Annotated in this window: 25 protein-coding genes, 2 tRNA genes and 1 pseudogene; 13 read left to right on the top strand and 15 right to left on the bottom strand. The window is 36.4% G+C overall.

Translation table 11 applies throughout. The features are described 5' to 3' along the window. Positions 1-18 precede the first annotated feature (18 nt). The 5 genes from secA to ptsP all read left to right on the top strand — a co-directional run bounded on the left by secA (position 19) and on the right by ptsP (position 7117). Entirely contained in the window at positions 19-2598 is a 2580-nt protein-coding gene (gene secA / locus RT41_RS05345) for a preprotein translocase subunit SecA (RefSeq protein ID WP_096817989.1), read from the top strand. 145 nt (positions 2599-2743) lie between these two features. Next, positions 2744-3817, top strand: coding sequence for a 3-deoxy-7-phosphoheptulonate synthase (locus tag RT41_RS05340; protein WP_281251371.1), 1074 nt, complete (start codon positions 2744-2746; stop codon positions 3815-3817). 2 nt (positions 3818-3819) lie between these two features. Further along, positions 3820-4851, top strand: coding sequence for a 3-deoxy-7-phosphoheptulonate synthase (locus RT41_RS05335; RefSeq protein WP_096817985.1), 1032 nt, complete (start codon positions 3820-3822; stop codon positions 4849-4851). Between the two features lie 266 nt (positions 4852-5117). Then, the gene (locus RT41_RS05330; RefSeq protein WP_054639877.1) at positions 5118-5384 is read left to right on the top strand and encodes a phosphocarrier protein HPr; all 267 of its coding nucleotides are present in this window, start codon (positions 5118-5120) and stop codon (positions 5382-5384) included. Positions 5385-5386: 2 nt separating this feature from the next. After that, positions 5387-7117, top strand: coding sequence for a phosphoenolpyruvate--protein phosphotransferase (ptsP, locus tag RT41_RS05325; RefSeq protein ID WP_054639876.1), 1731 nt, complete (start codon positions 5387-5389; stop codon positions 7115-7117). 134 nt (positions 7118-7251) lie between these two features. Here the strand turns inward: ptsP and RT41_RS05320 are convergent. From RT41_RS05320 to RT41_RS05250, 15 genes and pseudogenes are all read right to left on the bottom strand, one after another. Continuing rightward, positions 7252-7551 (bottom strand): annotated as a pseudogene (locus tag RT41_RS05320) (YbaB/EbfC family nucleoid-associated protein). 82 nt (positions 7552-7633) lie between these two features. Next, positions 7634-8788 (bottom strand): site-specific integrase, encoded by a 1155-nt coding sequence (locus RT41_RS05315; protein WP_096817982.1) that lies wholly within the window; start codon positions 8786-8788, stop codon positions 7634-7636. Continuing rightward, positions 8785-9018: a DUF3173 family protein gene (locus tag RT41_RS05310; RefSeq protein ID WP_054639875.1), complete on the bottom strand. Its 234-nt coding sequence runs from the start codon at positions 9016-9018 to the stop codon at positions 8785-8787. The genes RT41_RS05315 and RT41_RS05310 overlap by 4 nt, the downstream gene beginning before the upstream one ends. 51 nt (positions 9019-9069) lie before the next feature. Next, positions 9070-10161, bottom strand: a complete 1092-nt coding sequence (locus RT41_RS05305; protein WP_096817980.1) for a replication initiation protein — start codon at positions 10159-10161, stop codon at positions 9070-9072. A gap of 166 nt (positions 10162-10327) precedes the next feature. After that, the gene (locus RT41_RS05300) at positions 10328-10600 is read right to left on the bottom strand and encodes a hypothetical protein (RefSeq protein WP_245811610.1); all 273 of its coding nucleotides are present in this window, start codon (positions 10598-10600) and stop codon (positions 10328-10330) included. A 190-nt stretch (positions 10601-10790) separates the two neighbouring features. Further along, a complete protein-coding gene (locus RT41_RS05295) occupies positions 10791-10979 on the bottom strand; it encodes a hypothetical protein (RefSeq protein ID WP_021165152.1) in 189 nt (62 codons plus the stop codon). Then, the gene (locus RT41_RS05290) at positions 10976-11749 is read right to left on the bottom strand and encodes a P-loop NTPase family protein (protein ID WP_054639873.1); all 774 of its coding nucleotides are present in this window, start codon (positions 11747-11749) and stop codon (positions 10976-10978) included. The genes RT41_RS05295 and RT41_RS05290 overlap by 4 nt, the downstream gene beginning before the upstream one ends. After that, positions 11730-12200, bottom strand: coding sequence for a hypothetical protein (locus tag RT41_RS10340; RefSeq protein WP_219524938.1), 471 nt, complete (start codon positions 12198-12200; stop codon positions 11730-11732). Before RT41_RS10340 ends, RT41_RS05290 begins: the two co-directional genes overlap by 20 nt. A 257-nt stretch (positions 12201-12457) precedes the next feature. Beyond that, positions 12458-12838, bottom strand: coding sequence for a hypothetical protein (locus tag RT41_RS05280; RefSeq protein WP_143467350.1), 381 nt, complete (start codon positions 12836-12838; stop codon positions 12458-12460). A gap of 75 nt (positions 12839-12913) precedes the next feature. Beyond that, positions 12914-14527 carry a hypothetical protein gene (locus RT41_RS05275; protein ID WP_342743685.1) on the bottom strand — a complete coding sequence of 538 codons (1614 nt, stop codon included), beginning with the start codon at positions 14525-14527 and terminating at the stop codon, positions 12914-12916. A gap of 17 nt (positions 14528-14544) precedes the next feature. Continuing rightward, entirely contained in the window at positions 14545-15783 is a 1239-nt protein-coding gene (locus RT41_RS05270) for a DNA cytosine methyltransferase (RefSeq protein WP_096817973.1), read from the bottom strand. Positions 15784-15891: 108 nt separating this feature from the next. Then, positions 15892-16425: a Bsp6I family type II restriction endonuclease gene (locus tag RT41_RS05265; protein WP_054639878.1), complete on the bottom strand. Its 534-nt coding sequence runs from the start codon at positions 16423-16425 to the stop codon at positions 15892-15894. Between the two features lie 364 nt (positions 16426-16789). After that, positions 16790-16875: transfer RNA gene (locus tag RT41_RS05260), tRNA-Leu, on the bottom strand. Between the two features lie 57 nt (positions 16876-16932). Next, positions 16933-17868, bottom strand: a complete 936-nt coding sequence (locus RT41_RS05255) for an alpha/beta hydrolase (protein WP_096817971.1) — start codon at positions 17866-17868, stop codon at positions 16933-16935. Positions 17869-18031: 163 nt separating this feature from the next. Continuing rightward, a tRNA-Ser gene (locus RT41_RS05250) sits at positions 18032-18119 on the bottom strand. A 163-nt stretch (positions 18120-18282) separates the two neighbouring features. Here RT41_RS05250 and RT41_RS05245 point away from each other — a divergent pair. The 8 genes from RT41_RS05245 (at position 18283) to RT41_RS05210 (ending at position 25514) form a co-directional block, all read left to right on the top strand. Next, the gene (locus RT41_RS05245; protein ID WP_096817969.1) at positions 18283-19476 is read left to right on the top strand and encodes an argininosuccinate synthase; all 1194 of its coding nucleotides are present in this window, start codon (positions 18283-18285) and stop codon (positions 19474-19476) included. Positions 19477-19596: 120 nt separating this feature from the next. Then, positions 19597-20982: an argininosuccinate lyase gene (argH, locus tag RT41_RS05240; RefSeq protein WP_096817967.1), complete on the top strand. Its 1386-nt coding sequence runs from the start codon at positions 19597-19599 to the stop codon at positions 20980-20982. Positions 20983-21180: 198 nt separating this feature from the next. Continuing rightward, positions 21181-21744, top strand: a complete 564-nt coding sequence (locus RT41_RS05235; protein WP_096817964.1) for a TetR/AcrR family transcriptional regulator — start codon at positions 21181-21183, stop codon at positions 21742-21744. Between the two features lie 107 nt (positions 21745-21851). Continuing rightward, positions 21852-22220: a ribonuclease P protein component gene (gene rnpA, locus RT41_RS05230; protein ID WP_180752689.1), complete on the top strand. Its 369-nt coding sequence runs from the start codon at positions 21852-21854 to the stop codon at positions 22218-22220. Then, positions 22217-23038 carry a YidC/Oxa1 family membrane protein insertase gene (locus tag RT41_RS05225; RefSeq protein WP_096817960.1) on the top strand — a complete coding sequence of 274 codons (822 nt, stop codon included), beginning with the start codon at positions 22217-22219 and terminating at the stop codon, positions 23036-23038. Before rnpA ends, RT41_RS05225 begins: the two co-directional genes overlap by 4 nt. Positions 23039-23197: 159 nt before the next feature. Next, positions 23198-24136, top strand: coding sequence for an RNA-binding cell elongation regulator Jag/EloR (gene jag / locus RT41_RS05220; RefSeq protein ID WP_096817958.1), 939 nt, complete (start codon positions 23198-23200; stop codon positions 24134-24136). 172 nt (positions 24137-24308) lie between these two features. Then, the gene (rpmH, locus tag RT41_RS05215; RefSeq protein ID WP_003135255.1) at positions 24309-24443 is read left to right on the top strand and encodes a 50S ribosomal protein L34; all 135 of its coding nucleotides are present in this window, start codon (positions 24309-24311) and stop codon (positions 24441-24443) included. Between the two features lie 159 nt (positions 24444-24602). Further along, entirely contained in the window at positions 24603-25514 is a 912-nt protein-coding gene (locus RT41_RS05210; RefSeq protein ID WP_096817956.1) for an aldo/keto reductase, read from the top strand. The last annotated feature ends 64 nt before the right edge of the window (positions 25515-25578 follow it).

Here is a 25578-nt window from a genome sequence, read left to right as displayed (position 1 = left end):
ATTAACGAAAGAGAATCTATGGCTAATAATTTTATTAAAAAAATTGTCGAAAACGATAAAAAAGAATTACGTAAGCTAGACCGCATGGCTCGTAAAGTTGAAACTTTTGCTGATGAGATGGAACATCTCTCTGATGAACAATTAAAAGCAAAAACACCTGAATTTAAAGAAAGAATTCAAAAAGGTGAAAGTTTAGATGATTTGTTATACGAGGTTTTTGCAGTTTGTCGTGAAGCCGCTCGTCGTGTTCTCGGACTCTATCCTTTCCATGTTCAAATTATGGGTGGGATTGTTCTTCATAATGGTGACGTTCCTGAAATGCGTACAGGTGAAGGTAAAACGTTGACGGCGACAATGCCCGTTTACTTGAATGCCTTGGCTGGCGAAGGAGTTCACGTTGTTACGGTCAATGAATACTTGGCGACACGTGACATGACTGAAATGGGAGAATTATACAGCTGGCTTGGTCTAACGGTTGGCTTGAATTTAAACTCCAAATCACCTGAAGAAAAACGTGAAGCCTATAACTGTGATATTACCTACTCTACTTCATCAGAACTTGGTTTTGATTATCTACGCGATAATATGGTGACACGTAAGGAAGATATGGTTCAAAAACCTTTGAACTATGCCTTGGTCGATGAAGTTGACTCGATTTTGGTCGATGAAGCACGTACACCACTCATTATTTCAGGACAAGCTGAAAGTTCATCAGCGCTTTATTATCGTGCGGACCAATTTGCAAAATCATTGGATGGTCAAGATTTAAACATTGTAACAAGTGATTTTGAAGAAGGAGACGATTATAAAATTGATCTTCAGTCTAAAACAATTTCATTGACCGAAGAAGGCATCGATAAAGCCGAAAAATTCTTCCAAATTGACAATCTATATGACATGGAAAATGTTGCACTGACTCACTTTGTGGACAATGCTCTCCGTGCAAATTATATTATGCTTCATGACATCGACTATATGGTTGATGAAAATAAGGAAGTTTTGATTATTGACCAATTTACTGGACGTACAATGCCAGGTCGTCGTTATTCTGATGGACTTCATCAGGCAATTGAAGCCAAAGAAGCTGTTCCAATTCAAGATGAATCAAAAACAATGGCGTCAATTACAATTCAAAACTATTTCCGTATGTATAAGAAGCTATCAGGGATGACAGGGACTGCAAAAACGGAAGAAGAAGAATTCCGTGAAATTTATAACATTCAAATTACGCCAATTCCAACCAACCGCCCAATCCAACGTATGGACCACCCAGACTTGCTCTATCCAACCTTGGAAACGAAATTTAATGCCGTACTCGAGGATATCAAACGCCGTCACGCTGAGGGACAACCGCTTTTGATTGGTACAGTCGCTGTTGAAACGTCTGAATTGATTTCTAGAAAGCTTGTCGCAGCAAAAATTCCGCATGAAGTTTTGAATGCAAAAAATCACTACCGTGAAGCACAGATTATCATGAATGCAGGCCAACAAGGGGCAGTTACAATCGCCACAAATATGGCTGGACGTGGGACTGATATTAAACTGGGTGCTGGTGTGGTTGATCATCCAGATCCAGAATTCCGTGGGCTTGCAGTTATTGGTACAGAACGTCACGAAAGTCGTCGTATTGATAATCAGCTCCGAGGACGTTCAGGACGTCAGGGTGACCCAGGTGTTTCCCAATTCTATCTCTCACTTGAAGATGATCTGATGAAACGTTTTGGATCTGAACGTGTTTCAGCTTTCTTAGATAAAATGCGCATTTCTGGTGATGATGCTGTGATTAAATCAGGTTTGATTACACGCCAAATTGAATCTTCTCAAAAACGTGTTGAAGGAAATAACTATGACTCACGTAAGCAAGTCTTGCAATACGACGATGTTATTCGTGAACAACGTGAAGTTATTTATGCGCAACGTCATGACGTCATTGTTGCCGAAGAAGATATGACGCCAGTATTGATGGGGATGTTTAAACGTACGGTTGGACGTCAAATTGATGGTCAAGTATTGAATGACTTAACTAAAGAAGAAACTTTGAATAATTTGCTCGTTATTGTTCAAAATACAATGTTGCCTGAAGAATCAATTAAACTTGAAGATTTGCAAGGTAAATCAGCACAAGAATTGAAAGATTTACTCTTTGATAAAATTAAAACCCAATATGCTGCTCAAATGGAAAAATTGGCAGAACCAGAACGTCAATTAGAGTTCCAAAGAGCAGTTATCTTACGTGTCGTGGATAACAACTGGTCAGAACATATTGACGCACTTGATCAAATGCGTCAGTCTGTCGGACTTCGTGGTTACGCACAAAACAATCCTATTGTTGAATATCAAGAAGAAGCATACAACATGTTTAACAACATGATAGGTACAATTGAATTTGAAGTAACTCGCTTGATGATGAAGGCTCAAATCCATCCACAAACGGCACAAGCCACTCAACAAGCCCCTCGGTCAGCAGTTACAACTTCTACAGCCAATATCACAAACAATGGCAAAAATCCTTTCGCTGGCGTCGGTCGTAATGATCTCTGTCCATGTGGATCGGGTAAGAAGTTCAAAAATTGTCACGGACGCACTCACATTGCATAATAGAAATGAATCAAAACTACTTTCAGAAATGGAAGCAGTTTTTTCTCCCTCAGACTTAACTTGTTTCACTAAAAATTTGACATCAGTACGTGTAAGTTGTAAAATATTCTATAAAATTTAGAAAATATTGGGCCAATGAAAAGCGATGCAATGTTTTCAGAAAAAGGATAAAAGCATGACGTTTAAAGAATTGAGTCCCAAAATTGATGTAGACGCCGTAAAAAAATTAGGCCATCTGAATGCGCAAGAAAATCAGCTAAAGCTCCAACGAGATAGAGAATTGGAGGCGATTATCAAAGGTGAGGATGACCGACTCTTGCTAATTATTGGACCATGTTCGTCAGATAATGAGAAAGCTGTACTTGAATATGCGCATCGATTAGCAGCTCTTCAAGAAGAAGTAAAAGATAAAATTTTTATGGTCATGCGAGTGTATACAGCCAAACCTAGAACAAATGGGGATGGTTATAAAGGATTAATTCATGAACCTGATGCAGATGGTCGCGTTGATTTAATTAACGGCATCAAAATGGTTCGAGATTTGCATTATAAAGTTATCACCCAAACAGGACTAACGACTGCCGATGAGATGCTTTATCCAGAAAACTTGCCATTAATTGATGATTTAGTTTCATACATAGCAGTTGGTGCTCGATCAGTAGAAGATCAACAACATCGTTTTGTTGCCTCGGGTTCTGATGCTCCTGTTGGAATGAAGAATCCAACTTCCGGAAATTTAAAAGTGATGTTCAATGGGATTTATGCAGCTCAACAAAAACAAGACTTTTTATATCGTCGTGCCGAAGTAGAAACTTCTGGCAATCCATTGGCCCATGCGATTCTAAGAGGTGGATTAGATGAAAATGGTAAAAATCATCCTAATTACTATACAGATGATTTATTAGATACAATTGCACTCTACGAAAAAATGAATTTGCAGAATCCCTTTATTGTGATTGACACAAATCATGATAATTCAGGTAAGAAGTTTATGGAACAAATTCGAATTGTCCGCCAAACGCTAATAAATCGTGATTGGGACGAAAAAATTCACAAATATGTCCGCGGTTTTATGATTGAATCTTACTTGGAGGATGGACGCCAAGATAAGCCAGAAACATTTGGAAAATCAATCACTGACCCTTGCCTTGGATGGGAAAAAACCGTAGAATTAGTCCATGAAGTTTATGAAAATGAAAAAAGAATTCAGGAAGATTAAAAATGGCTTTCAAAGAAATCAGTCCCAAAATTGATATTGATGCAATCAAAAAGTTAGGACACTTAAATCAAGAGCAGCAAAATAAGAAAGATGCACGCGATAAAGAATTAGAAGCAATTATTAAAGGAACGGATGACCGATTGTTGCTTATTATTGGACCTTGTTCTTCCGATAATGAACAGGCTGTCTTAGATTATGCTCATCGACTTGCAAAACTTCAAGAAATGGTAAAAGACCGCCTTTTTATCGTCATGCGGGTGTATACAGCTAAGCCTAGAACAAATGGTGATGGCTACAAAGGAATGTTGCATGAACCGGATGAAGACGACCATACCGATTTGATCAATGGCATTAAAATGGTTCGTGATTTGCATTATAAAGTTATTACACAAACTGGCTTAACGACAGCGGATGAGATGTTATACCCAGAAAATGTCCGCCTGGTTGACGATTTGGTTTCGTATCATGCGGTTGGAGCACGTTCAGTTGAAGATCAACAGCACCGGTTCACGGCATCAGGAATAGATGCACCTGTAGCTATGAAAAATCCAACTTCTGGGAATTTGAAAGTCATGTTTAATAGTATCTATGCAGCTCAACAAGCTCAGCATTTTCTGTTTGCGCGTGCCGAAGTTGAGACATCTGGAAATCCGCTTGCACATGCGGTTTTACGTGGCGGATTGGATGAAAATGGTAAAAATCATCCGAATTATTATACAGATAACTTACTTGACACGATCGCCCTTTATGAGAAAATGAACTTACAAAATCCATTTATTGTGATTGATACCAATCACGATAATTCAGGAAAAAAATTCATGGAACAAATCCGTATTGTACGGCAAACGTTAATTAATCGTGAATGGGATGATGCGATTAAAAAATACGTCCGTGGCTTTATGATTGAATCGTACATTGAAGACGGACGTCAAGACAGTCCTGAAATTTATGGAAAATCAATCACGGACCCATGTCTGGGATGGGATAAAACCGAAAAGTTGGTGCAAGAAATTTATACTTCAATAAAAAATTAAATAAGAAGGACTGAAAGGTCTTTCTTTTTGTATCCGTTTTGTTACGAATGAGAAAATTTGAAAACACTTTTATGACGTAGAAAAATAAGAAAATTATTATAAAATGGCGCTATAACAACATTTGTAAGTGGTTAATAAAAAAATTTTTTCGGCTTATATAAATAGAAAACATTGCAAACTACTTCACTTTGTGGTACAATTTGTAAAGTGATAAGTATCAAAAGATATTATCAGTAAATGATTACATTACAAGGAGAACCATCAAAATGGCATCTAAAGAATTCCACATCGTTGCAGAAACTGGTATTCACGCTCGTCCAGCTACATTGCTTGTTCAAACAGCATCAAAATTCACTTCAGAAATTGCTTTGGAATACAAAGGAAAATCTGTAAACCTTAAATCAATCATGGGTGTTATGTCACTCGGTGTTGGTCAAGGTGCTGACGTTACTATCACAGCTGAAGGTGCTGACGCGGATGACGCAATCGCAACTATCGCTGAAACAATGACAAAAGAAGGACTTGCTGAATAATCATGACAACTATGCTTAAAGGTATCGCTGCATCATCTGGTGTAGCTGTAGCAAAGGCATACTTGCTTGTCCAACCTGACTTGTCTTTCGAGACAGTCACTGTTGAAAACACAGAAAAAGAAGAAGCTCGTCTTGATGCAGCATTCGCTACCTCTCAGAACGAGCTTCAACTTATTAAGGACAAAGCAGTACAAAGCCTTGGTGAAGAAGCCGCTGCGGTTTTTGACGCACATATGATGGTTCTTTCAGACCCAGATATGACTGCTCAAATCAAAGCCGTAATCAACGATAAAAAAGTTAATGCAGAAGCAGCCCTCAAAGAAGTAACAGATATGTTTATCGCTATCTTTGAAGGCATGGATGACAATAAATATATGCAAGAACGTGCAGCTGATATTAAAGACGTTACAAAACGTGTTTTAGCGAACCTTCTTGGAGTAAAATTGCCTAGTCCAGCTTTGATTAATGAAGAAGTTATTATTGTTGCTGACGATTTGACTCCTTCTGAAACAGCTCAATTGGACAAGAAGTTTGTTAAAGCATTCGTTACCAATATTGGTGGGAAAACCTCTCACTCTGCTATCATGGCTAATACGCTTGAAATTCCAGCTGTTTTGGGTACTAAAAACATCACTGAACTTGTAAAAGATGGTCAATTGATCGCTGCATCAGGTTTGACAGGTGAAGTTATTATTGATCCAACTGAAGAACAAGCTGCTGAATTTGTTGAAGCTGGCAAAGCCTATGCTGCTAAAAAAGCAGAATGGGCAGAACTGAAAGATGCTGAAACGATAACTGCTGACGGTAAACATTTTGAACTTGCTGCTAACATTGGAGCGCCAAAAGATGTTGAAGGTGTTAATGACAATGGTGCAGAAGCTGTTGGACTTTATCGTACAGAATTCCTTTATATGGAATCTGACCACTTCCCAACAGAAGACGAACAATATGAAGCATATAAAGCTGTTCTTGAAGGAATGAATGGTAAACCAGTTGTTGTCCGTACAATGGACATCGGTGGTGACAAAACATTGCCTTACTTTGAATTGCCACAAGAAATGAACCCATTCCTCGGATGGCGTGCCCTTCGTATTAGTTTGACTCAAGGTGCTGGCGAAGATATGTTCCGTACACAATTGCGTGCCCTTTTACGTGCATCAGTACACGGACGTCTCCGTATCATGTTCCCAATGGTTGCTCTTGTAACTGAATTCCGTGCTGCTAAAGCAATTTATGAAGAAGAAAAAGCTAAATTGATTGCTGAAGGCGTTAAAGTTGCTGAAGGAATTGAAGTTGGTATCATGGTTGAAATCCCTGCAGCTGCAGTTTTAGCGGATCAATTCGCTAAAGAAGTTGATTTCTTCTCTATCGGTACAAACGATCTTATCCAATACTCAATGGCATCAGACCGTATGAATGAAAAAGTTTCATACCTCTATCAACCATATAACCCATCACTTCTCCGCTTGATTAACCATGTTGTTAAATCAGCACACGCTGAAGGAAAATGGGCTGGTATGTGTGGTGCAATGGCAGGTGATCAAAAGGCTGTTCCACTTCTCATGGGAATCGGACTTGATGAATTCTCAATGTCTGCTACATCAGTTCTTGAAACACGTTCATTGATGAAACGCTTGGATTCAACTAAGATGGAAGAACTTGCAAACAAAGCACTTACTGAAGCTGCTACAATGGAAGAAGTTCTTTCGCTCGTTGATGAATATACTAAATAAGAAATAATTAAAATCTGTCAGTACTGACAGATTTTTTGATTGCTGTTTTTTAATAAATTAAACAAATTAATTTTACTTGTTGAATTGTGAAATGAAAATAAAAAAACTTATCCCCTGTGGATAAGTTTTTTAGCTTAAAATGGCAAACCTTTTGTAAATTTACCTAATTTATCTTCAGTCATTTTTTCAATTTGACCTAAAGCATCATTCACAGCCGCAATTGTCATCTCTTGCAATGTTTCGGGATCTTCAGGGTCAATAACATCTGCACTAAAATTGATTGATTTCATTTTTTTATCACCTGTAATTTGAACTGTTACAAGATCTTGAGCTCATTTTCCTACAAATGTTGTTGCATCAATTTCATCTTTAGACGCTGCCATTTGTTTTTGAAGTTTTTGAGCTTGACGCATCATATTTTGCATATTCATCATAATAATGTACCTATTTCCTTTATTTATACGGCTTTTCAGCCTTTTTTATTTAACAATTTGACCAAATTTGACCACTTTATTTTTAAAAGTCGTCAAATGCGTTTGCGATTTCCTTTTGTTGTGAAGGAAAGAGATGGCTGTAAGTATTTACAGTTGTAGTGATGGAAGAGTGTCCAAGCCGTTTCATTAGCGTAAAAAATAGATAATCTTTGCCTTCTCCCTTTCTCAGACCTTGGCTGATTAAAAAAGCGGCGTGAGAATGTCGGAAATCATGATTTCTGATTAACGGTAAGTCATCAGGCATACGCTTTTTAAGTTTATCGTGTCTAAAACCTGTAATTTGTGGGTGTGTAACAATTTCAGGAGTAGTCTGATAAATTTGAAGTGTTTCAGGTTTATCAACATACTTTTCAAGAAGTTTAAACTGCTTAGTTTTCCAAACTTTCAATTCATCAACAAATGATTTGTGGATATAAATTCTTCGAACAGACTGCGTTGTTTTTGTTGCTCCGATAGTTACTTCCTTTTTGCGATAATGAGCAGAGCTTTTAATATTGATATAACCTTCATCAAGATTTACTACCTCCCAAGTTAAAGCTAAAGCTTCGCCACTTCGAGCACCAGTAAACATCAAAATCTCAAAGAATAACTTATATCGAAATTCGTCTATTGGGTCAATTAGGGCTAGAAAGCGTTTGAACTGTTCGGGTGTATAGTACTTCATTTCAACGTGCTTTTCAGGTAATGCTTTAAGTTGGCATGGATTATCAGAACGAATCTGGTGTAAAATAGAAATATCAAACAGTTTATGTAAAAATATCATTTGACGATTGATATTTTTGTTAGTAAGCTTACCGCCTTTAATGCTAGGTTGTTCTTGAAGCCATTCACGAAATTTTTTAATATCAAGTACGGTCAAAGTTCGCATATTTGCTTTAGCAAAGAACTTTGAAATGTAAACACGATAATAAGAATCTTGTGTATCTTTGGTAGATTGTGAGTTTCCACGGATTTCATCTTCTATTTTAACCAATGAATAAAGATAGTCAATAGAAATTTTCTGCTTAGGCTTTAATTCACGTAATTCAAAAAGTTTGATGTGAGCTTCATATTCCTCGGCTTGTTTTTTAGAAGTGAAACCAGTCTTGCGAATTCTTTTGCGTTTGCCTGTTAGCTCATCATATCCATCGGAGACATCAATTTTCCAAAGACCTTTCCCATATTTAGAAACTGTCATAACGCTGTACCAGTAGATACATCATCAATTATAACATTTTCTGTGTCCAATTTGTAGCCGAGAATAGCTTCTACAGCTTGAATCGGAACACGTGAAACACGTTTGTTAGAATACCAAACGAATCCCTCAGAAACCATGAAATCCTTGGCTTTTCGTAAGATATTTTGTGCTTGGGTTGTTGAATATCCAGTTAAAATCATAATATCAGATTTAGTAATATTTTGAATCATTTTTCTCCTTCTGCATGAATCATGCTATAATGAAGGAGTAACCTTTTTGGGTTACTCAATAATTGAGTTATCACTCTGACCGTCCAAAGTATGAGTTGATAGCTCTTTTTCAATTTGTGGAATTTGTCCAGCCAAAAGTTTTTTAATAAAATCAAGGAAGTTTACCCTAGCAGCTTCTTGATTAAAAACTTCTGTGTAGTCTAATGCATTTTGAAAGAATACGTTGAGGTTCACTTCGGCAATGCTTTCAGCAAGTTTTTTGTATTTCCTAATTGTTCTATCATCTGAACCAGCAAATAATTCGGGCTTATTTTTCATCGCAAAAAGTGCAATTTTTTCATTAACCCCGAGATTTTGAAATTCTAAACCCTCTAAGTTTTCAATAAATACAGGAATTTTAGCTAGAAAAGGCAATCCGTTTTTTAACTCTTTTTTAATGTTACCTTCATTATAAAATTTATATTCAATTCTCCAGAGATTTTCATACTGCTGATAAATTTCAATTTCAGCAGAGTCTCCTTGATCTGCTCGTTCTTTTAGTTTGTTGTAATTTGTGATGTGATAATTACCTTTAGGAGCACCAAAGTCCATGGTTTCAAGCTTTATGCCTTTGTAGATAGGCCGGTACATTGCCTTAGGCCAATTGACTTTTAATGTTGATAAATCACGTTCAAAGTCATAAGCCAAGTGGAATGTACTACAAGCTATATCGGATAAGTGTGGAAGGAGTAAATTGAACACAGTTAAAAAGTGCTCTTTTGATACTTTTGAAGGAGTAAACTCAATTTTAAGTGGACGTTTGTTCATTTTAATTGAAGAAATTGGGGTATATTCCACATACCAATTTTCTTTCTCGTTATAGAAAAATTGTCCCTTGTAACTTGCAAGCTCTCCGTTTGGCGTTAGATTTGGCTCTTTTATCCCAAAAACATCATAAAGCTCAAATTCGCCAGTCAAAATTTGATTATGAAGCTCTTCGTCAATTCGTGCTGTCAGGCTCAACTTATCAAGTTTTAAACCAACAAATCCATATTTGAAAGAAACTCGTTCTTGAAATTTAGAATAAGATTGTTCATTGGGGGACACTTCATGTATAGTTATCGGGCTATTAGAGGTAGCCCGATTTTCGCTGTTTTCTGTCATTGTTTTTGCTTTCTAAAAATTGCACGCAGTGCGTGCAGGAGGGTATTAGGTACTATTCATTAGTTTATTTTGACAAACCAGATTTCTCGTGCTCGCCAAGTAAACCAACGCAATAAAGCCCGCTCCGCTCCTACACGGTCAAGCCGTGCCAGTATTATACAGATGGTTACTCTTCGGATAATGCTAGAGCAACAAGTTCAGAAAATGATGCAATTTTGTTTGCGGTAGTGACTGAGTAAGCAGCCATTGCGCCAAATTCCGCAGTGTTTTCGAAGTCAATTTCATAAATACCAGCTTCATTAAAAGTTCCACCGAATTTGATTTTGTCAAAGTGTGCACCGAGGTCAGACCAAGAAGCTCCATTAAGAGTGGCTAATTTCAGCCAGCCTTTTTCTTTTTTATTGCTGATACCAATGACAGCGAGTGTTTGTGATGACATAGAAGGTTCCTTTCTCAGCTTTTATTGTCATTCAGGTCTTGGACATAAATCATTAGTTATTGTAAAATCTAAGCATATCAATTTAATCCACACTAGAAAACCAAGCCATGAATTCAGCGGACTGTCGGAGGAAACCTCCACAGCCCACCAAATTCACTTTTCAGTTTTCTTGTTCAGATTATTGATACAATTAGATTTTCTTTTTTCTAAACGTGGAACGATAATTCCAATTATCAGAGACTGTTACACGATATCCACCTTTTACACGCTCAGGTGAGTGACAATAGCCTGAATCAAGCCATCTTTGCAGACGCTTTGTGTCATTGCTTATGATTTGAACGCTACCGTCATCTTCGAAGAGGAACGTTAATTGTTTCATAAATATTCCCCTTTCATATAGTGGGCGAGCGTTTTACGAATATTTACACCGTCTGCAAGTTTAGGAGTGAGGAATAAGGTTGGTTTTCCTGATTCTCCCTTGGCATAACCATAATATTTAGTATGAGGTGGTGGCTTTTGTAAATCTGTTGCTCCGAACATCATGCGAGCATTTTCTGGGTCTATCTCTCTCCCATCGGTGGCAAGTGCAATATTAATCATGGTGGAACGTATAAGACCAGGAAGGTAAGCCGTATCCGCACGCATTGCCGTTATCCATAAAAAACAGCCAAGTTGCCTATCTTTAGTAATGCAACGTACGAGCAGACTGGTTATCTCGTTAGCAATCTTCTTATCTATTATTTTTGCTTGCTCAATGAGGTCGATATATTCATCAAAGAATAACCAGCACGGAGGTAAACCTAACGTATGATAATCTGCGTCAAGTCTAAGACCTGCATTATCGAGGAGTTTTCCTCGTTTAGTAATTTCTTCGTAGAAATCGGTAAGTAGCACTAAAGCACTTTCCGGAGAGTTTGCAAATGTTTTGGAACCATTGTTTGGAACTGAATGACGGAGGCTAAATAACGAACCGCCTTTTGGATCTATGACCCTCAAATTTTTATATCCATCGTTTTGTATAATGAAAATGTCACGAGCTGAGGTCAGGATTCGAAGATATGTCAAGGACGTCTTTCCTACTCCACTGGCCCCAGTAATATAGACGTGAAATTCGTCAATATCTAATTCATCAGAGAGTTTGAATGTCAAAATTAACCTCCTGTCGTATTGGTTTTCGGTAGCTAAGGTCAAACACGTAATGCCCAGTGATTTGTTCGTCCTCAATCCAGCTTCTAAGCGGAATGTTGAACCATTCAGAAAGTTTGCGACCGATTCGAGCAGGTTCACTTTCTTCAAGGTAGCCGTTTGAATACAAAATTACTCTTATTTTATCGGCAGATTCTTTATAGTTGTTATGGACCAAGTATTGGATTTCAACTCCTTCAGGAATAAACTCATCTGCAAATATCTTTAGTTGGTGTTTAATCCTAATTTTCAGAATAGGGCTTCTTGGGGATTTTAACCAGTCTATTGTTATTATTGTTGATGTAGTCATAAACGTAATTATGATAATGATTGGTAAGAATGGTTTCAACAAGAACAATAAGGGGTGAATGATGGAGAAAAAATTTTTTGGAATAATCAGAAATTGTAAGAGCATAGAAATCACAAAAATGAGTATTCCGCACACTTCAACTATATTGATTGTTTTTTGTACTTCTGGATTTTCGGAGTTTCTATGTAACTTGTGAACTTTAGGCATTAGTAAATACCACAAATCTAAAATTAACGTCCATAAACGTTAAAAGATTCTTCCTTTCTTTTGTCCCTCTATGAGAGGTTAATTTATTGTAGCGAATTTTGTCCCTCTTGTCAAGGTACAAATCTCAAAATATAAAAAAAGAGAGAAGCTATCTCTCAATTTAATTTATTTTGCCTCATTAACCTAGAAGCACGTACTATCATTTTTATAACAAAGGATATGTATATTCGCCCTTCTATGTATTTGCTTAACTCTGCTTTTATTTTCTGGAAGCCGTTATAGGCATCGTTGCTTATTGTCAAATTTGTTTTTAATTCGGGCTCTTCTTTGGGAATAAAACCTTTTTGAGCGTTGTTTTTATATTCTGAAATGACCTTTTCCCAATCATCGAATGTTTCAATATCGCGGTAGGCTTGATTGACGACATCCCCATTAGTGAATTGTCGGTCACCGTGATTTTCATCTTCTAAAATTTGTTTTAAGTCATTAATATCATTTTTAGCACTCTGGGCTAAACGTATACTTAGTTTTTTCATTAGTTTGACCTCGCTCATAATAGTTTATCAAATGTACAAAGAAAAGTCCACTTCATAAGTGGACGAAATGAATGATTAATTCCAATAATCTGATGGGAGATTATCATCATCAATCCAAATGAACTCTAATCCAATATGATTATCTAAATCTGAAAATTTGGTTAAACGTATTCCGTTCAACTCCATTTCTATTAGGCGCTCATCTGTTAATGGTGTAAATTCGGGTAATTGAAACACTTTTTGAAGAATCCAGTTTCCTAAAATATCTTGATTACCTGAAGATTGAATAGCTTTGCCGTTTTCTTGGGTGATTTGTGCATCTACAATTGTGTGTGAAGGTAAAAATTCTAGTTTGAATTGCCTTTCGCTCAAAGGAAGTTCAAAAGTAGATCCATTTAAAATTCCAGAACCTGTGCCAAAAAAATTAGGGTGGGTATTGTGAAAGGTTTTTGATTTTGGGATTGGAATATATATTTCATTGGGTGAACGAAATAGATATTTTATTGCTAAATCTACTAAGGGATATGAAGGGATTTTTAAAGGTATTCCATCGTTATTTATGACATTTTTAAAATTTGCGAAGCTTATACACAGATTCATTATATCCTTACGAGTTGAATATTTTTCGAAGCTAGATTTGTTAGGATAAGTTTCTTTGAAACTAGTGAGAGCTTGAACTAATTCAGAAATTCCAGTTACATCTGAAAAGTCTTTATTTATAGTATTTATAAAAGCTTGTATTGAGCCAGTGGAATTTTTAGGAAGCCCCATAAACTGATTAAAGCCAGATACGGGCTGAAGGTTTATTTTCCATGAAATAGAATCTACAATCTGGAGTTGATTTTCTGCCTCGATTTGCTCTATTTCTTCTGATGCGTTACCTATTTCTGCAAAAATACTAAAGGGATCTTCGACATAATGGACATCCCAGATATCTAAGGGAGTTTTATCAAAGGTCATTAGTAGCTGGCTGTCTGCTTCGGTGTACTTATAATGATGTCTTCCGTCATGAAATTTGAAATTCATCGGTTTTTTTGCACTTGTGCATCCTTCGATAACGATATTGTCAATGTCAATATCATAATAGGGGACTTCACCTACAAATATTTGAGGAGGATTTTCTTTTTTTGAAGGCATTAGAAAGTGATAAACGGCTTCGATGTAGGTCTCGTCATTAATTGTAAAACCTCTTAAATTTTCTTTGGATGAAGCAATTCTCTGATTTCTAAGTTTTGATATTTCGATTGCTAAATACCGATACAAGTCTTCGTTGATCTTGTCTATTTCAGTTTTTGATTCTAATCCTCTTGCATTATCTGTTATCTCATTAAAAATTCTTCGCCATCCAAGTTCTGTTTGAGGACGTTTGAACTGAGCGATTTTTTGGTCTCCTGAACCGATACCAAACGATTTTAAACCAACGAGATATTTATGGTGTTCATCTACAATTACAGAAGCATCGTAAGAGGTGTTTCCGATATCTTCACCATAAGCTCCAAAACTACGTTGAAAAACAGTTTCTTGAAATTTAGAATTTACGATTGGTGCAACTTTAGATTGCGTGTTGTTTTCTGTGTCCCCTTCTGACTCTGCCTTCTGCGAAAAAGCTTCACTAAGGCTAGCGAAGCTTAATATCAATTTTTGATAATATTGTTTTTGACTTTCAGGTAAATTATTCCACATAACCATTGTAGAACCTCCAAAAATTATTTTGAGGGATTCAAAACGATATAAAAATCTGCAATTCCATTTTTCTGAATTATTTTGAGATACTCATCTTCATTAAGAACGGATATTTTGTTAGTATCGCAAAAGTCTTTCAATTCAGAATTGGAATTAAATTGTTGTACAAAATCGCTTTCACCCTCAAGTCTTCCATTCATTATAACATGGTAGAGGGCATAAGTGTCATTAATATTAATAGGTTTTACAATATTTGGGGTACTGTCTAAAGCTTTAGCGATATTTTCTGCAATTCGTTCAATAACAGGGACAACAACAGAGTTTCCAGCCTGTTTATACAAAGCCCCATTAGAAAGGTTTTCGGGAAGTATAAAATCTTTAGGGAATCCTTGTACATTGAATGTTTCACGTGGAGTAAGTTTTCTGATCCCTGTATCTGATTTAATGAGAGGAACATTGTGACCTCCAGTACCCATATTCGCAGTTAAAGTTGGGACAACACCACTTTTATTTTCACGGACATATTGTCTGCGCCACTGATAAACAGAATCTTGTGAGATAACCTCTTTTTCAAGTTGTTCATAGAAGTTTTGACGTCCTTGTTTATAGTAATATTTATCATCTTCTAATTTATTAAAGTCGATGACATCTGAAAGTTTTGTTGTTAATTCCTGTGGTTCTGGAAATTTAAAGGTCTCAAAAGCTTTTTTATCAGCAAATCCAACAATATAGATGCGTTCACGATTTTGTGGAATATTACCGTATTCTTTGGCATTTAAAACTTTCCATTTAACGTAATATCCTTCGAGCGTCAAAGCTTCACGAATTACACGAAAAGTATTACTATGGTCATGGGTAACTAAGTTTTTTACATTTTCAATGAAAATAGCTCGTGGTTGATGTTTTTTAATCATTCTAAGGAGTTCAAAGAATAAATCTCCACGGTCATCATCAAATCCTTTTCGATAACCAGCAATGGAAAAAGCCTGACAGGGAAATCCACCAACTATTAAATCTGTATCTAATAAATGGGTATTAAATCCAGTATCAGTATCAGTATCAACAATGTGAATATCTCGACGGTCAAGCTTAACATCAGGAAAATTCTTAGAAATAGTTTCCTGTGCATTTTTGTCAAATTCATTGATGAACACCGAACTGAACTTTTTGGTCTTAATAAAGCCCAAATCAATACCACCTACGCCTCCAAAAAAGCTTGCGATAGTGTAAGGGGTACTTACAGTTGCATTGTTTTCAGTCATGAAATCAATCTCCTTATTTAATTGTGCTTGGACTATTATATCAAAATCAGAAACAAAAAGCAGCCAGCGGGTGTTGAAATAGCAAAAAAGACGCCTCGATACGCCTCCTTATTTGGTAATTTTTTTCGTTCTCAGATTGACTTTTACCAGTTGGGTTAAATTATTGGGTTCAATAATTTTCTTAATAACTGAAAATCTAGGACGTTTACCTTGTTTTTGTTGGTCTCCCAGAGATTGCTTTTTATTAACTTGAATCTTTTTTAGGGAGTCACTATTTAAATCTACATCATAAATATAAAGCATATCTTCATTTGGAGTTGCTTTGAGCCTAGCAAAAATGAGCTTATCAAATTTTTCGTTTGGTGAAAAAGAGGTTAAGTCTTCATTCCAATTAGAGGTTGCTTTGATTTCTATAACTTCGTTAGTGGTTATGTTCTTTGCATCGCCTGCAGTGCCCTTATTTAACTCAATGTTTAGAGCATAGCACACTAAGGCTTCAGTGATGGTTTCGGGAATATTAACTTTACGATTATAGCTGTTCACTATAATAGAGTTGAGGTGTTTCCATGCTTCATAAGCCTGAATCGCCTCATGGAAGCGAGGCTTATCAATTTTTATAAAATCATATTTTTGTTTTGCCATAAACATTCGAGGCGCCTTTATCATTATATAAAAAACTAGCTTTCTTAGCTAGTTTCTAATTATTATATAATGAAGGAATTTGACCAAATTTTGACCGCAATATGGATTTTTCAAATACATTGAAGTTTTATATGTTTATAAAAATTGCTTTAAATTATTGTTTCTAAGGATAAACACACTCATAAAGCATCTAATTGGCGTTTTGCATATTCATCATGGTGAAAGTTACCTCTATATTTAGTTTCTATCTATATTTTACCATAAAATTGCTCTCATTGCTGTCGATAATGAAAAGTTGATTGCTTTATATCCTCTATCATGGATAACAAAAGACCCACGTATAAAACGTGAGCCTTTTGATTAGTGCGGTGGAAGGGACTTGAACCCTTACAGCCTAAAGCGGCCACAGGATCCTTAATCCTGCGCGTCTGCCAATTCCGCCACCACCGCGAAAACAGTACTCAACTAGTTTAACATTTCTTAGGCTAGTTTGCAAGTTTTATCTGATTAGTTTACAGGGTTATATTGTGTCATAAAGTTAGAAACGGTTTTTTCATAAAGGCTTGGATTTGTTTCAAAAGATTTAGCATGAGCTGCGCCTGAAATCAATAATTTTTCCTTTGGAGTACCAGATTTTACCGCATTGTAATTTTCATTTAACATCGATGTAGGGACATAAGTATCTTTACTTCCATGGATGAGTAAGATGGGGAGTTTATCATTTGCTAATGCTTGAGTCGAAGAGGCTTCATTAAAAAACCAACCCTGGCGAATTCTATTTTCTAAAGAAACACTGTAGACAAGTGGGAAAGCAGGGATGTCATAACTCGCTTTAGCCTGATAAGTAATTTCATCCCAGACATTACTGTAACCACAGTCCTCAATTATATTGGTTACAGAATCTGGAAGATTTTTTTGGTCACTAGCCATCATTACTGTTGCTGCGCCCATGGATAGCCCAAATAGTGTGATTTTGCTCTTGTTGTTCTCTTTGGTCAATAAATTTGCCCATGCTATAATATCTTCTTTATCGTAAAAACCATAACTGATGTATTCCCCTTCTGAAGAACCTGCTCCGCGGTTATCTGGCATGAGTACGTTGTATCCTAATTCATGGAAAAGCTCGCCATACTGACGCATATTGCTTTTATCTTGCCTAAACCCGTGAACTACTATAACGGTTTTGTTAGTGGTGGATTCAGCTGGAACATACCAAGCATCTAATTTGAGATTATCATTCGTTAAAGTTTTTGTTGATTTATTCAGTTTGTTGAACTTTTGAACGAGTTTGTAATTATTACTTTTCTTAGAAACCTGGCTTACAGGTGTGTTATTTCTAATCGCGGCGACTTTATAAAAATAAAGTGTCGCACTGGTGTCAATAATTAAAAGAAAGATTAGTATTCCAAAAAACCATTTGAGAAGTCTTTTTTTGTTTTTCATGAATTAATTATAACCTATTTTTATTAAAAGGTGTTGCTTTTATACATAAAACAAATAGAAGAGAGGCTTGACTTTAAAATTAATAAAAAACCTCCTGATACCAGGAGGAGAAAGGAGTACATACATTAATTTATTACAGATTAATATAGCATTGAAATTTTTAAGGAGTCAAGGGGATTTGAACCCCTGCGCGGGTATTAACCCGTTCGACGGATTTCGAGTCCGTTGCATTACCACTCTGCCATGGCTCCGTTCTTTTAGTAATTCTATTATAGCACAAAGGACTAATTTCTGATAATAATATAGATACTGCGTACGCTATAAAATAAATACTGTATAAATATTAAATATCTTGACAATTAAATATTTATACAGTATAATGCATATATATAAATAATTAAAAGAGGAATTGAAATGGAAAACAAAAAAATTGTGTTGGCGTATTCTGGTGGGCTAGATACGAGCGTAGCGATTAAGTGGTTGGCAGACAAGGGATTCGATGTAGTTGCTGCCTGTATGGACGTGGGAGAGGGAAAAGACTTAAACTTTATTCATGATAAGGCCCTTTCCATTGGAGCCATTGAATCTGTTGTAATAGATTGCAAAAAAGAGTTTTCAGAAGTATTTGTAGGGGCAGCGCTCAAGGGAAATTTGATGTATGAAAATAAATACCCCCTTGTTTCCGCTTTGTCTCGTCCCTTGATTGCACAAAAATTAGTCGAAGTAGCTAAACAAACAGGAGCTTCTGCGATTGCCCATGGGTGTACCGGTAAGGGAAATGACCAAGTGCGTTTCGAAGTTGCTATTCATGCACTTGCACCTGAGCTTGATGTAATTGCTCCTGTTAGGGAGTGGCATTGGGCACGTGAAGAAGAGATTAATTATGCAATTGAAAATGATATCCCAATTCCCGCAAATTTAGACAATCCATATTCAATTGATATGAATCTTTGGGGGCGTGCAATCGAGGCGGGCGTTTTAGAAAACCCATGGAATAGATGCCCTGAAGATGCCTTTTTTATGACGCAATCAGTGGAAGATGCTCCTGAGGATCCAGATTACATTGAAATTGAATTTATGGAAGGCTTGCCGGTTTCTTTAAATGGTGAAAAAATGGATTTGTATAAACTTGTAAATGAAGTGAATATTATTGCAGGTAAACATGGCGTAGGTCGTATTGACCACATTGAAAATCGTTTAGTTGGTATCAAGTCACGTGAATTTTATGAATGTCCAGGTGCAATGACACTTCTGAAGGCTCATAAAGATTTGGAAGATCTTACTTTTGTGCGTGAATTAGCTCATTTTAAGCCGGTCATAGAAAATGAACTATCTAATTTGATTTATAATGGATTGTGGTTTAATCCAGCGACACAAGCGCTAATTGCATATCTTGATGAAACACAAAAAGTAGTTAATGGAACTGTTAAGATAAAACTTTATAAGGGAAATGCAACACCGATTGGACGAAAATCACCAAATTCATTATACGATGAAAAATTAGCGACCTATACTGCGGCAGATGAATTCGATCAGGCTGTTGCAGTTGGATTTATCAAACTCTGGGGACTACCAACTCAAGTAAATGCGCAAGTAAATGATAAATAAGAAATTAATAAAAATATATGAAACAAATAAGATTGACTTTTCTTTAAAGTCATATGGGTTACGAAATTTGTTCATTTTGTGATTGATGACCTAGGAGAGAAAAAGGAAGGATTTATCAACATGGTGGAAAAACTTTGGGGTGGGCGGTTTGAACAAGGTTTGAACAAACAAACTGAGGCGTTTGGAGCATCTATTAAATTTGAGCAGCGATTAGCACCATTTGATTTACAAGGATCCCTAGCACATGTAAAAATGCTTGGTGAGACTGGGATCATTGAAAAGGGTGAAGCCGATCAAATTGCTGCTGGATTAAAATTAGTCGAAGAAAAACTTGTTAGTGGTGAAATTGAATTTAAAATGGAAAATGAAGATATTCATATGAATATGGAATCCTACCTTCATGACTCAATTGGTCCAGTGGCTGGAAAACTGCACACTGCTCGTTCACGTAATGACCAAGTTGCAACAGATATGCATTTGTACCTTAAATCCGTGCTTCGTGAAATTTTGTCAGAGCTGATAAGTCTTCGAAGCGTGATTGTAAACTTAGCTGTAAACCAAATTGACACAATAATGCCAGGTTATACCCATTTGCAACATGCGCAACCCATTAGTTTTGGGCAACATCTGATGGCATATTACCAAATGTTTACAAGGGATTACGAACGATTTGAGTTCAACGTTAAGCACACAAACATGAATCCTCTTGGTTCAGCAGCTCTTGCTGGAACGACTTTTCCGATTGACAGAAAGTTGACAACAAGTTTACTTGGTTTTGAGAAACCATATGCAAATTCAATGGACGCAGTTTCTGATCGGGATTTTATTTTAGAATTTCTTTCAAATTCTAGCCTTCTGATGATGCATTTATCGCGTTTTTGTGAAGATATTTTACTATGGTGTTCGAATGAATTTAAGTTTATCACTCTTTCAGATGCTTATTCAACAGGGTCGTCAATCATGCCACAAAAGAAAAATCCAGATATGGCAGAATTAATACGTGGGAAAACAGGACGCGTATATGGCAATCTCATGGGGTTGTTGACCGTTATGAAAGGTTTACCTTTAGCATACAACAAAGACTTACAAGAAGATAAAGAAGGAATGTTTGATTCAGCGGATACAATTTTGACAGCACTGACAGTGATGACAGGAATGTTGTCAACCATGACCGTAAATAAGTCAATTATGGAAGCATCGACACAAAAAGATTTTTCAAATGCGACCGAGTTGGCTGATTATCTTGCAAGTAAAGGAGTTCCTTTTCGTCAAGCACATGAAATTGTGGGGAAATTAGTTCTGGATTGCACGAAAAAAGGAATATATTTGCAAGATGTCAGCTTGGCAGATTTTCGAAATCTATCGGTGCTGATAAACCCAGATATATATGAGGTATTACAATCAAGAACCGCAGTTGCACGTCGAAAATCTCTTGGGGGAACTGGTTTTGAATCTGTGCAGGATCAGATTGATGCTGCAAAAATAGAATTATCAAAGCATTCATGAAAAATTTATAAAAAATGAGCAAGTATGAATACTTGTTCATTTTTTTGGTGTAAAATTAGGAGAGGCTAACGTTGTGAAAATCCTATTGATGGTAGTGAATAGGGTAATAAAATTAGCTTGAAAAAGAACAGAAATAGTTTTATACTGAATAAAAATATACATTGTTCTGTTGCATGTTGACAGAGAAAGAAAGAAAAAATGACTAGAATTTCCTTAAATCAAGAAAAAATTGTGCTGGCTACAATTGATTTGGCGAGCAAAATTGGATTGGCTAGCGTGAGCTTTCCACGGCTGGCTGAGTATTTTAGCATCAAGGCCCCTTCGCTTTACAATCATTTTAAGAATATGGAAGAGGTGCGTGTAGCGACAGCAGTCCATCTTCAACGGATCTTAAACCATCAATTAACTCAGTCTATGATTGCAAAAAATCCTGTTGATGCGCTTCGGGCATATGCTGAGACCTATAAATCTTTTGCTGAGGAATATGCACCAGTATATGAATTAATCAATATGATTCGCCAATCAAAAAATGAAGAACTGATTAATCTTTCTAACGAAAATATTAGACTTCTTAGAAGAAGCTTAGAAAATTTTAATCTAGAATCGGAGGAGATATTGCACAAAAGCCGCATGTTTCGTTCAGAACTGCATGGTTTTATCACGCTTTCTCAATTAGGATATTTTCAAAAAGATGAAGCAACAAAAGAAGAATCGTTTGAATATATGGTTGAACAATTTTTGATTCCACTAGAATCAAAATAAATAAATAATTTATATAGTTAAAAATGAAAATTACCGATAAACCGTTTACATGCTAGATAGTGACATTTAGACAAGTTTATGATAAAATTAAAAGCGGTAATTTCAGTATGGAGGAGAGTGGCTTGGCTATAAAAAAAACTTATCGTGTGAAACGCTCTAAGGATTTTGAACAAATCTTTTCAGCAAGACATAGCTTTGCCAACCGAAAGTTTGTTGTTTATACTCTGAATGCAGAACAATCTCATTACCGTGTAGGTATTTCGGTAAGCAAAAAATTGGGACACGCTGTTGTCAGAAATCGTATTAAAAGGCTCATTCGTCATGCCGTTGCGGAGTTTGCGCCACATATCGAAAATGTTGATTTTGTGGTTATTGCTAGAAATGGTGTACAGGAGCTTAACTTTGAAGAAGTAAAGAAAAATCTCAAACATGTTTTGAAATTATCAAATATCTATGTAGATGGAGAAATTGATTGAAGAAGAAAATAGCTTTGATCTCAATGGCTGCTAGCTCATTGTTGCTCCTTACAGCATGTGGAACAAGCGCTGTAACGAGCTCATCAAGTAACTTGTGGGATCAAATAGTATATGGCTTTGCTCAAGTTATTCGTTTCTTGTCATTTGGTGGATTGACTGGTATCGGTATTATCTTATTTACGATTCTTATTCGAGCGGCCTTATTGCCGTTGCTGAATATGCAAATTAAATCTAGTCAAAAAATGCAAGAAATTCAACCTGAAATTAAAAAAATTCAGTTGAAATATCCTGGTAAAGACATGGAATCGCGTCGTTTGATGCAAGAGGAAACACAAAAACTTTATGCAGACAATAAAGTTAACCCTTATGCTGGGTGTTTCCCACTCTTAATTCAAATGCCAGTGCTTTGGGCTTTGTACCAAGCGCTTTCACGTGTTGATTTCCTAAAACATGGGACATTCCTCTGGTTTGATATTGGAGCGAAAGACCCAACATTTATTTTGCCAATTTTGGCCGCAATATTTACTTTCTTGAGTTCATACCTCATGATGAAATCAGCGCCTGAAAAAAATATGATGACCTCATCAATGACCTACTTGATGCCTGTTATGATCCTATTCTTTGCAATGAATGTTGCTTCTGGTATTGGATTGTATTGGGTAGTTTCGAATGCTTTCCAAGTTTTCCAAACAATGTTGATTGCGAATCCATGGAAAATTATTGCTGCACGTGAATCAAAAATCCAGTCAGTGAAAGATAAAGCAAAGGCTCGTGAACGGGCTTTGAAAAAGGCCAAAGTAAAAGCTAAGAAAAAATAATAGACGATTTATTGAAAAAGTTCCAAGGTTTTTAGAGTTATTCTGAATTCTTTTGGTATACAAAGATTTTTAAAAGAAAGCCTATTAAAACACAGATAGAAAGAAATGAATTTATCGTGAAAATGAAATAGGCTAATAAAAATACAGGAGTAGTTAATTATGGCTATTTTTACTGGTGAAACAGTCGAAGATGCGATTGAGCGAGGGCTGAATAGATTAGGAATCAAGCGTGAGAATTCACATGTTCACGTTATTCAAAAAGAGAAAAAAGGCTTCTTAGGTTTTGGAAAAAAACGTGCTAAAGTGGAAATTGAAGCCATTCAAGAAGATACAGTGCGTAAGGCGGATCACCTTGCTGAACGTGGTGTAGAAGCTGTCGATTTAGGTGTCCCTAAAGCTAAGTCTGCAATGGATGCAACTTTAGAATTAAGTCAAATTGTCAAGGCTGTTCGTGCAGCGGAGCGTGAAAAGAACGGTGAAATCACTGAAGAAGAACGTAACGCAATTATTGAAACAGCAAAGAAGACAGTTGTTCAAAATAACCAAACCAGTGAAATAACAGATGTCATCGAAGCTGTTAAAGTCACCGTTGGTGGTGCTGAAGAAACAAGCACAACGGAAGCAGTTGTTTTGAAAGCTGGTCAAGAAGATCAAGAAATTATTGATAAAATTTCGAATTATTTGACAAAAATTACTTCTGGAATGGGTATTGAAACTGCCGTTTCAGTCACTTCTGATGGCAATTTGACAGTTTTCAATTTGAATTCTGAACATGATGCACTTTTGATTGGCAAGCACGGTAAAATTTTGCAAAGTCTTCAAGTGTTGGCAAAGGCCTATGCAAACAGTATTTTAAACACGCGAATGAATATTGCAGTCAATGTTGGTGATTATCATGAAAAACGTAAAGCGTATATCGTAAGTCTTGCTCATCGTGCTGCAGAACGTGCGCGTGGAGGCGAAACAGTCTACATTAATGATTTGCAATCAAACGAACGTAAAATCGTTCATACAATCATTTCACAAGAAACTGGTGTCTCTAGTCATTCAGAAGGTCAAGAATTCAATCGGTATATTGTAGTAACTAAAGGAATTTAAACTTGACAAATGTTTTCAGATAGTGTAAACTTGTAAGGTATGCTTTTTTAGGAAAGCTAAAAATCATGAATGAAAGGAACACCGCATCATCGGTGGAGCTACTTTCAACCCGAAACCGTCCAAATTGTTGTGAAGGATTTGTGTTTAAGTGAAGTAGCCCAGGGACTTAATAATGAAACGTACTTACCAACCACATAAAAAACCTCGTAAGACTACTCACGGATTCCGCGCTCGTATGGCAACTAAAAATGGCCGTCGTGTCCTCGCAGCTCGTCGTCGTAAAGGACGTGCTTCACTTACAGTTTAATCTAGTTGATTAAAGAGCAAATGAAGAGTCATTTGTTGTAAGGTCTAATGAGTAAATAAAAATCAGCTTCGGCTGTTTTTTTTTTATTTTATCCATCAAAATTAACCGTTTTCAAAACTTATGATATAATAAATTTAGAAGACGGAGGATAATTTAATTATGAAAAAAATTCAAATTGGCGACATGCTCGCTTCGCAAATCGTTCTTGGTGTAATGCGGATTAACGAAGAAGGCAAAGACCCAGTTGCAGCGTTGGAAACGGCTTATGAAGGAGGCATTAATTTTTTTGATAATGCAGATATTTATGGTCGTGGGGAATGCGAAACCATCTTTGCTGATGCATTAAAGAAAAGTTCAATTAAACGTGATGAGATATATATTCAATCAAAAGTTGGAATTCGTCCCGGGGTTGCATTTGATTTTAGCAAAAAACACATTATTGAGGCTACTGAAGGCTCAATGAAACGTCTTAATGTAGATTATCTTGATTCATTACTTCTACATCGACCAGATACTCTTGTAGAACCTGAAGAAGTTGCTGAAGCTTTTTCTGAATTAGAATCGTCAGGAAAAGTTGGTCATTTTGGTGTTTCCAATCAAAATGCAGGACAGGTTGAACTTTTGAAGACAGCTGTTAAGCAACCACTTTTGATGAACCAATTACAATTCGGAGTCATGCATACAGGAATGGTTGATGAAGGGCTCCACGTTAATATGACTGACCCTGCATCAATCAGTCACGATAACGGATTACTTGAATACAGCAGAATCAACAAAATGACAATACAAGCGTGGAGCCCATTCCAGTATGGTTTCTTTGAAGGCCCTTTTGTTGGCAATGCCAAATTCCCTGAATTAAATGCAAAGCTGCAAGAACTTGCAGATAAATATGGTGTTACGCCATCAGGAATCGCTATTTCTTGGATTAGCCGTCACCCAGCAAATATGCAAACGATTATTGGAACGATCACACCAAGTCGTATTAAAGAGGTTTGTGATGCGAGCGATGTGATGCTGACACGCGAGGAATGGTATAGTCTTTACATGGCTGCAGGAAATATTCTTCCTTAATCGTATTATGATTGAAAAATCTCTAAGGCAAAACTTATTATTTTGTTATTAATGGAAGAAATGA

It is taken from the genome of Lactococcus fujiensis JCM 16395 (assembly GCF_002441655.1).
GTDB lineage: Bacteria > Bacillota > Bacilli > Lactobacillales > Streptococcaceae > Lactococcus > Lactococcus fujiensis.
The sequence above is the reverse complement of the archived record's forward strand: the minus strand, read 5'-3'. Positions and strand labels throughout refer to the sequence as shown.

What these genes read in the sequence shown, in the direction of transcription:
- secA (WP_096817989.1), top strand. Translation starts at nt 19, where the DNA reads ATGGCTAATAATTTTATTAAAAAAATTGTCGAAAACGATAAAAAAGAA.
- RT41_RS05340 (WP_281251371.1), top strand. Translation starts at nt 2,744, where the DNA reads ATGCAATGTTTTCAGAAAAAGGATAAAAGCATGACGTTTAAAGAATTG.
- RT41_RS05335 (WP_096817985.1), top strand. Translation starts at nt 3,820, where the DNA reads ATGGCTTTCAAAGAAATCAGTCCCAAAATTGATATTGATGCAATCAAA.
- RT41_RS05330 (WP_054639877.1), top strand. Translation starts at nt 5,118, where the DNA reads ATGGCATCTAAAGAATTCCACATCGTTGCAGAAACTGGTATTCACGCT.
- ptsP (WP_054639876.1), top strand. Translation starts at nt 5,387, where the DNA reads ATGACAACTATGCTTAAAGGTATCGCTGCATCATCTGGTGTAGCTGTA.
- RT41_RS05315 (WP_096817982.1), bottom strand. Translation starts at nt 8,788, where the DNA reads ATGACAGTTTCTAAATATGGGAAAGGTCTTTGGAAAATTGATGTCTCC.
- RT41_RS05310 (WP_054639875.1), bottom strand. Translation starts at nt 9,018, where the DNA reads ATGATTCAAAATATTACTAAATCTGATATTATGATTTTAACTGGATAT.
- RT41_RS05305 (WP_096817980.1), bottom strand. Translation starts at nt 10,161, where the DNA reads ATGACAGAAAACAGCGAAAATCGGGCTACCTCTAATAGCCCGATAACT.
- RT41_RS05300 (WP_245811610.1), bottom strand. Translation starts at nt 10,600, where the DNA reads ATGTCATCACAAACACTCGCTGTCATTGGTATCAGCAATAAAAAAGAA.
- RT41_RS05295 (WP_021165152.1), bottom strand. Translation starts at nt 10,979, where the DNA reads ATGAAACAATTAACGTTCCTCTTCGAAGATGACGGTAGCGTTCAAATC.
- RT41_RS10340 (WP_219524938.1), bottom strand. Translation starts at nt 12,200, where the DNA reads ATGCTCTTACAATTTCTGATTATTCCAAAAAATTTTTTCTCCATCATT.
- RT41_RS05280 (WP_143467350.1), bottom strand. Translation starts at nt 12,838, where the DNA reads ATGAAAAAACTAAGTATACGTTTAGCCCAGAGTGCTAAAAATGATATT.
- RT41_RS05275 (WP_342743685.1), bottom strand. Translation starts at nt 14,527, where the DNA reads ATGGTTATGTGGAATAATTTACCTGAAAGTCAAAAACAATATTATCAA.
- RT41_RS05270 (WP_096817973.1), bottom strand. Translation starts at nt 15,783, where the DNA reads ATGACTGAAAACAATGCAACTGTAAGTACCCCTTACACTATCGCAAGC.
- RT41_RS05265 (WP_054639878.1), bottom strand. Translation starts at nt 16,425, where the DNA reads ATGGCAAAACAAAAATATGATTTTATAAAAATTGATAAGCCTCGCTTC.
- RT41_RS05255 (WP_096817971.1), bottom strand. Translation starts at nt 17,868, where the DNA reads ATGAAAAACAAAAAAAGACTTCTCAAATGGTTTTTTGGAATACTAATC.
- RT41_RS05245 (WP_096817969.1), top strand. Translation starts at nt 18,283, where the DNA reads ATGGAAAACAAAAAAATTGTGTTGGCGTATTCTGGTGGGCTAGATACG.
- argH (WP_096817967.1), top strand. Translation starts at nt 19,597, where the DNA reads ATGGTGGAAAAACTTTGGGGTGGGCGGTTTGAACAAGGTTTGAACAAA.
- RT41_RS05235 (WP_096817964.1), top strand. Translation starts at nt 21,181, where the DNA reads ATGACTAGAATTTCCTTAAATCAAGAAAAAATTGTGCTGGCTACAATT.
- rnpA (WP_180752689.1), top strand. Translation starts at nt 21,852, where the DNA reads ATGGAGGAGAGTGGCTTGGCTATAAAAAAAACTTATCGTGTGAAACGC.
- jag (WP_096817958.1), top strand. Translation starts at nt 23,198, where the DNA reads ATGGCTATTTTTACTGGTGAAACAGTCGAAGATGCGATTGAGCGAGGG.
- rpmH (WP_003135255.1), top strand. Translation starts at nt 24,309, where the DNA reads ATGAAACGTACTTACCAACCACATAAAAAACCTCGTAAGACTACTCAC.
- RT41_RS05210 (WP_096817956.1), top strand. Translation starts at nt 24,603, where the DNA reads ATGAAAAAAATTCAAATTGGCGACATGCTCGCTTCGCAAATCGTTCTT.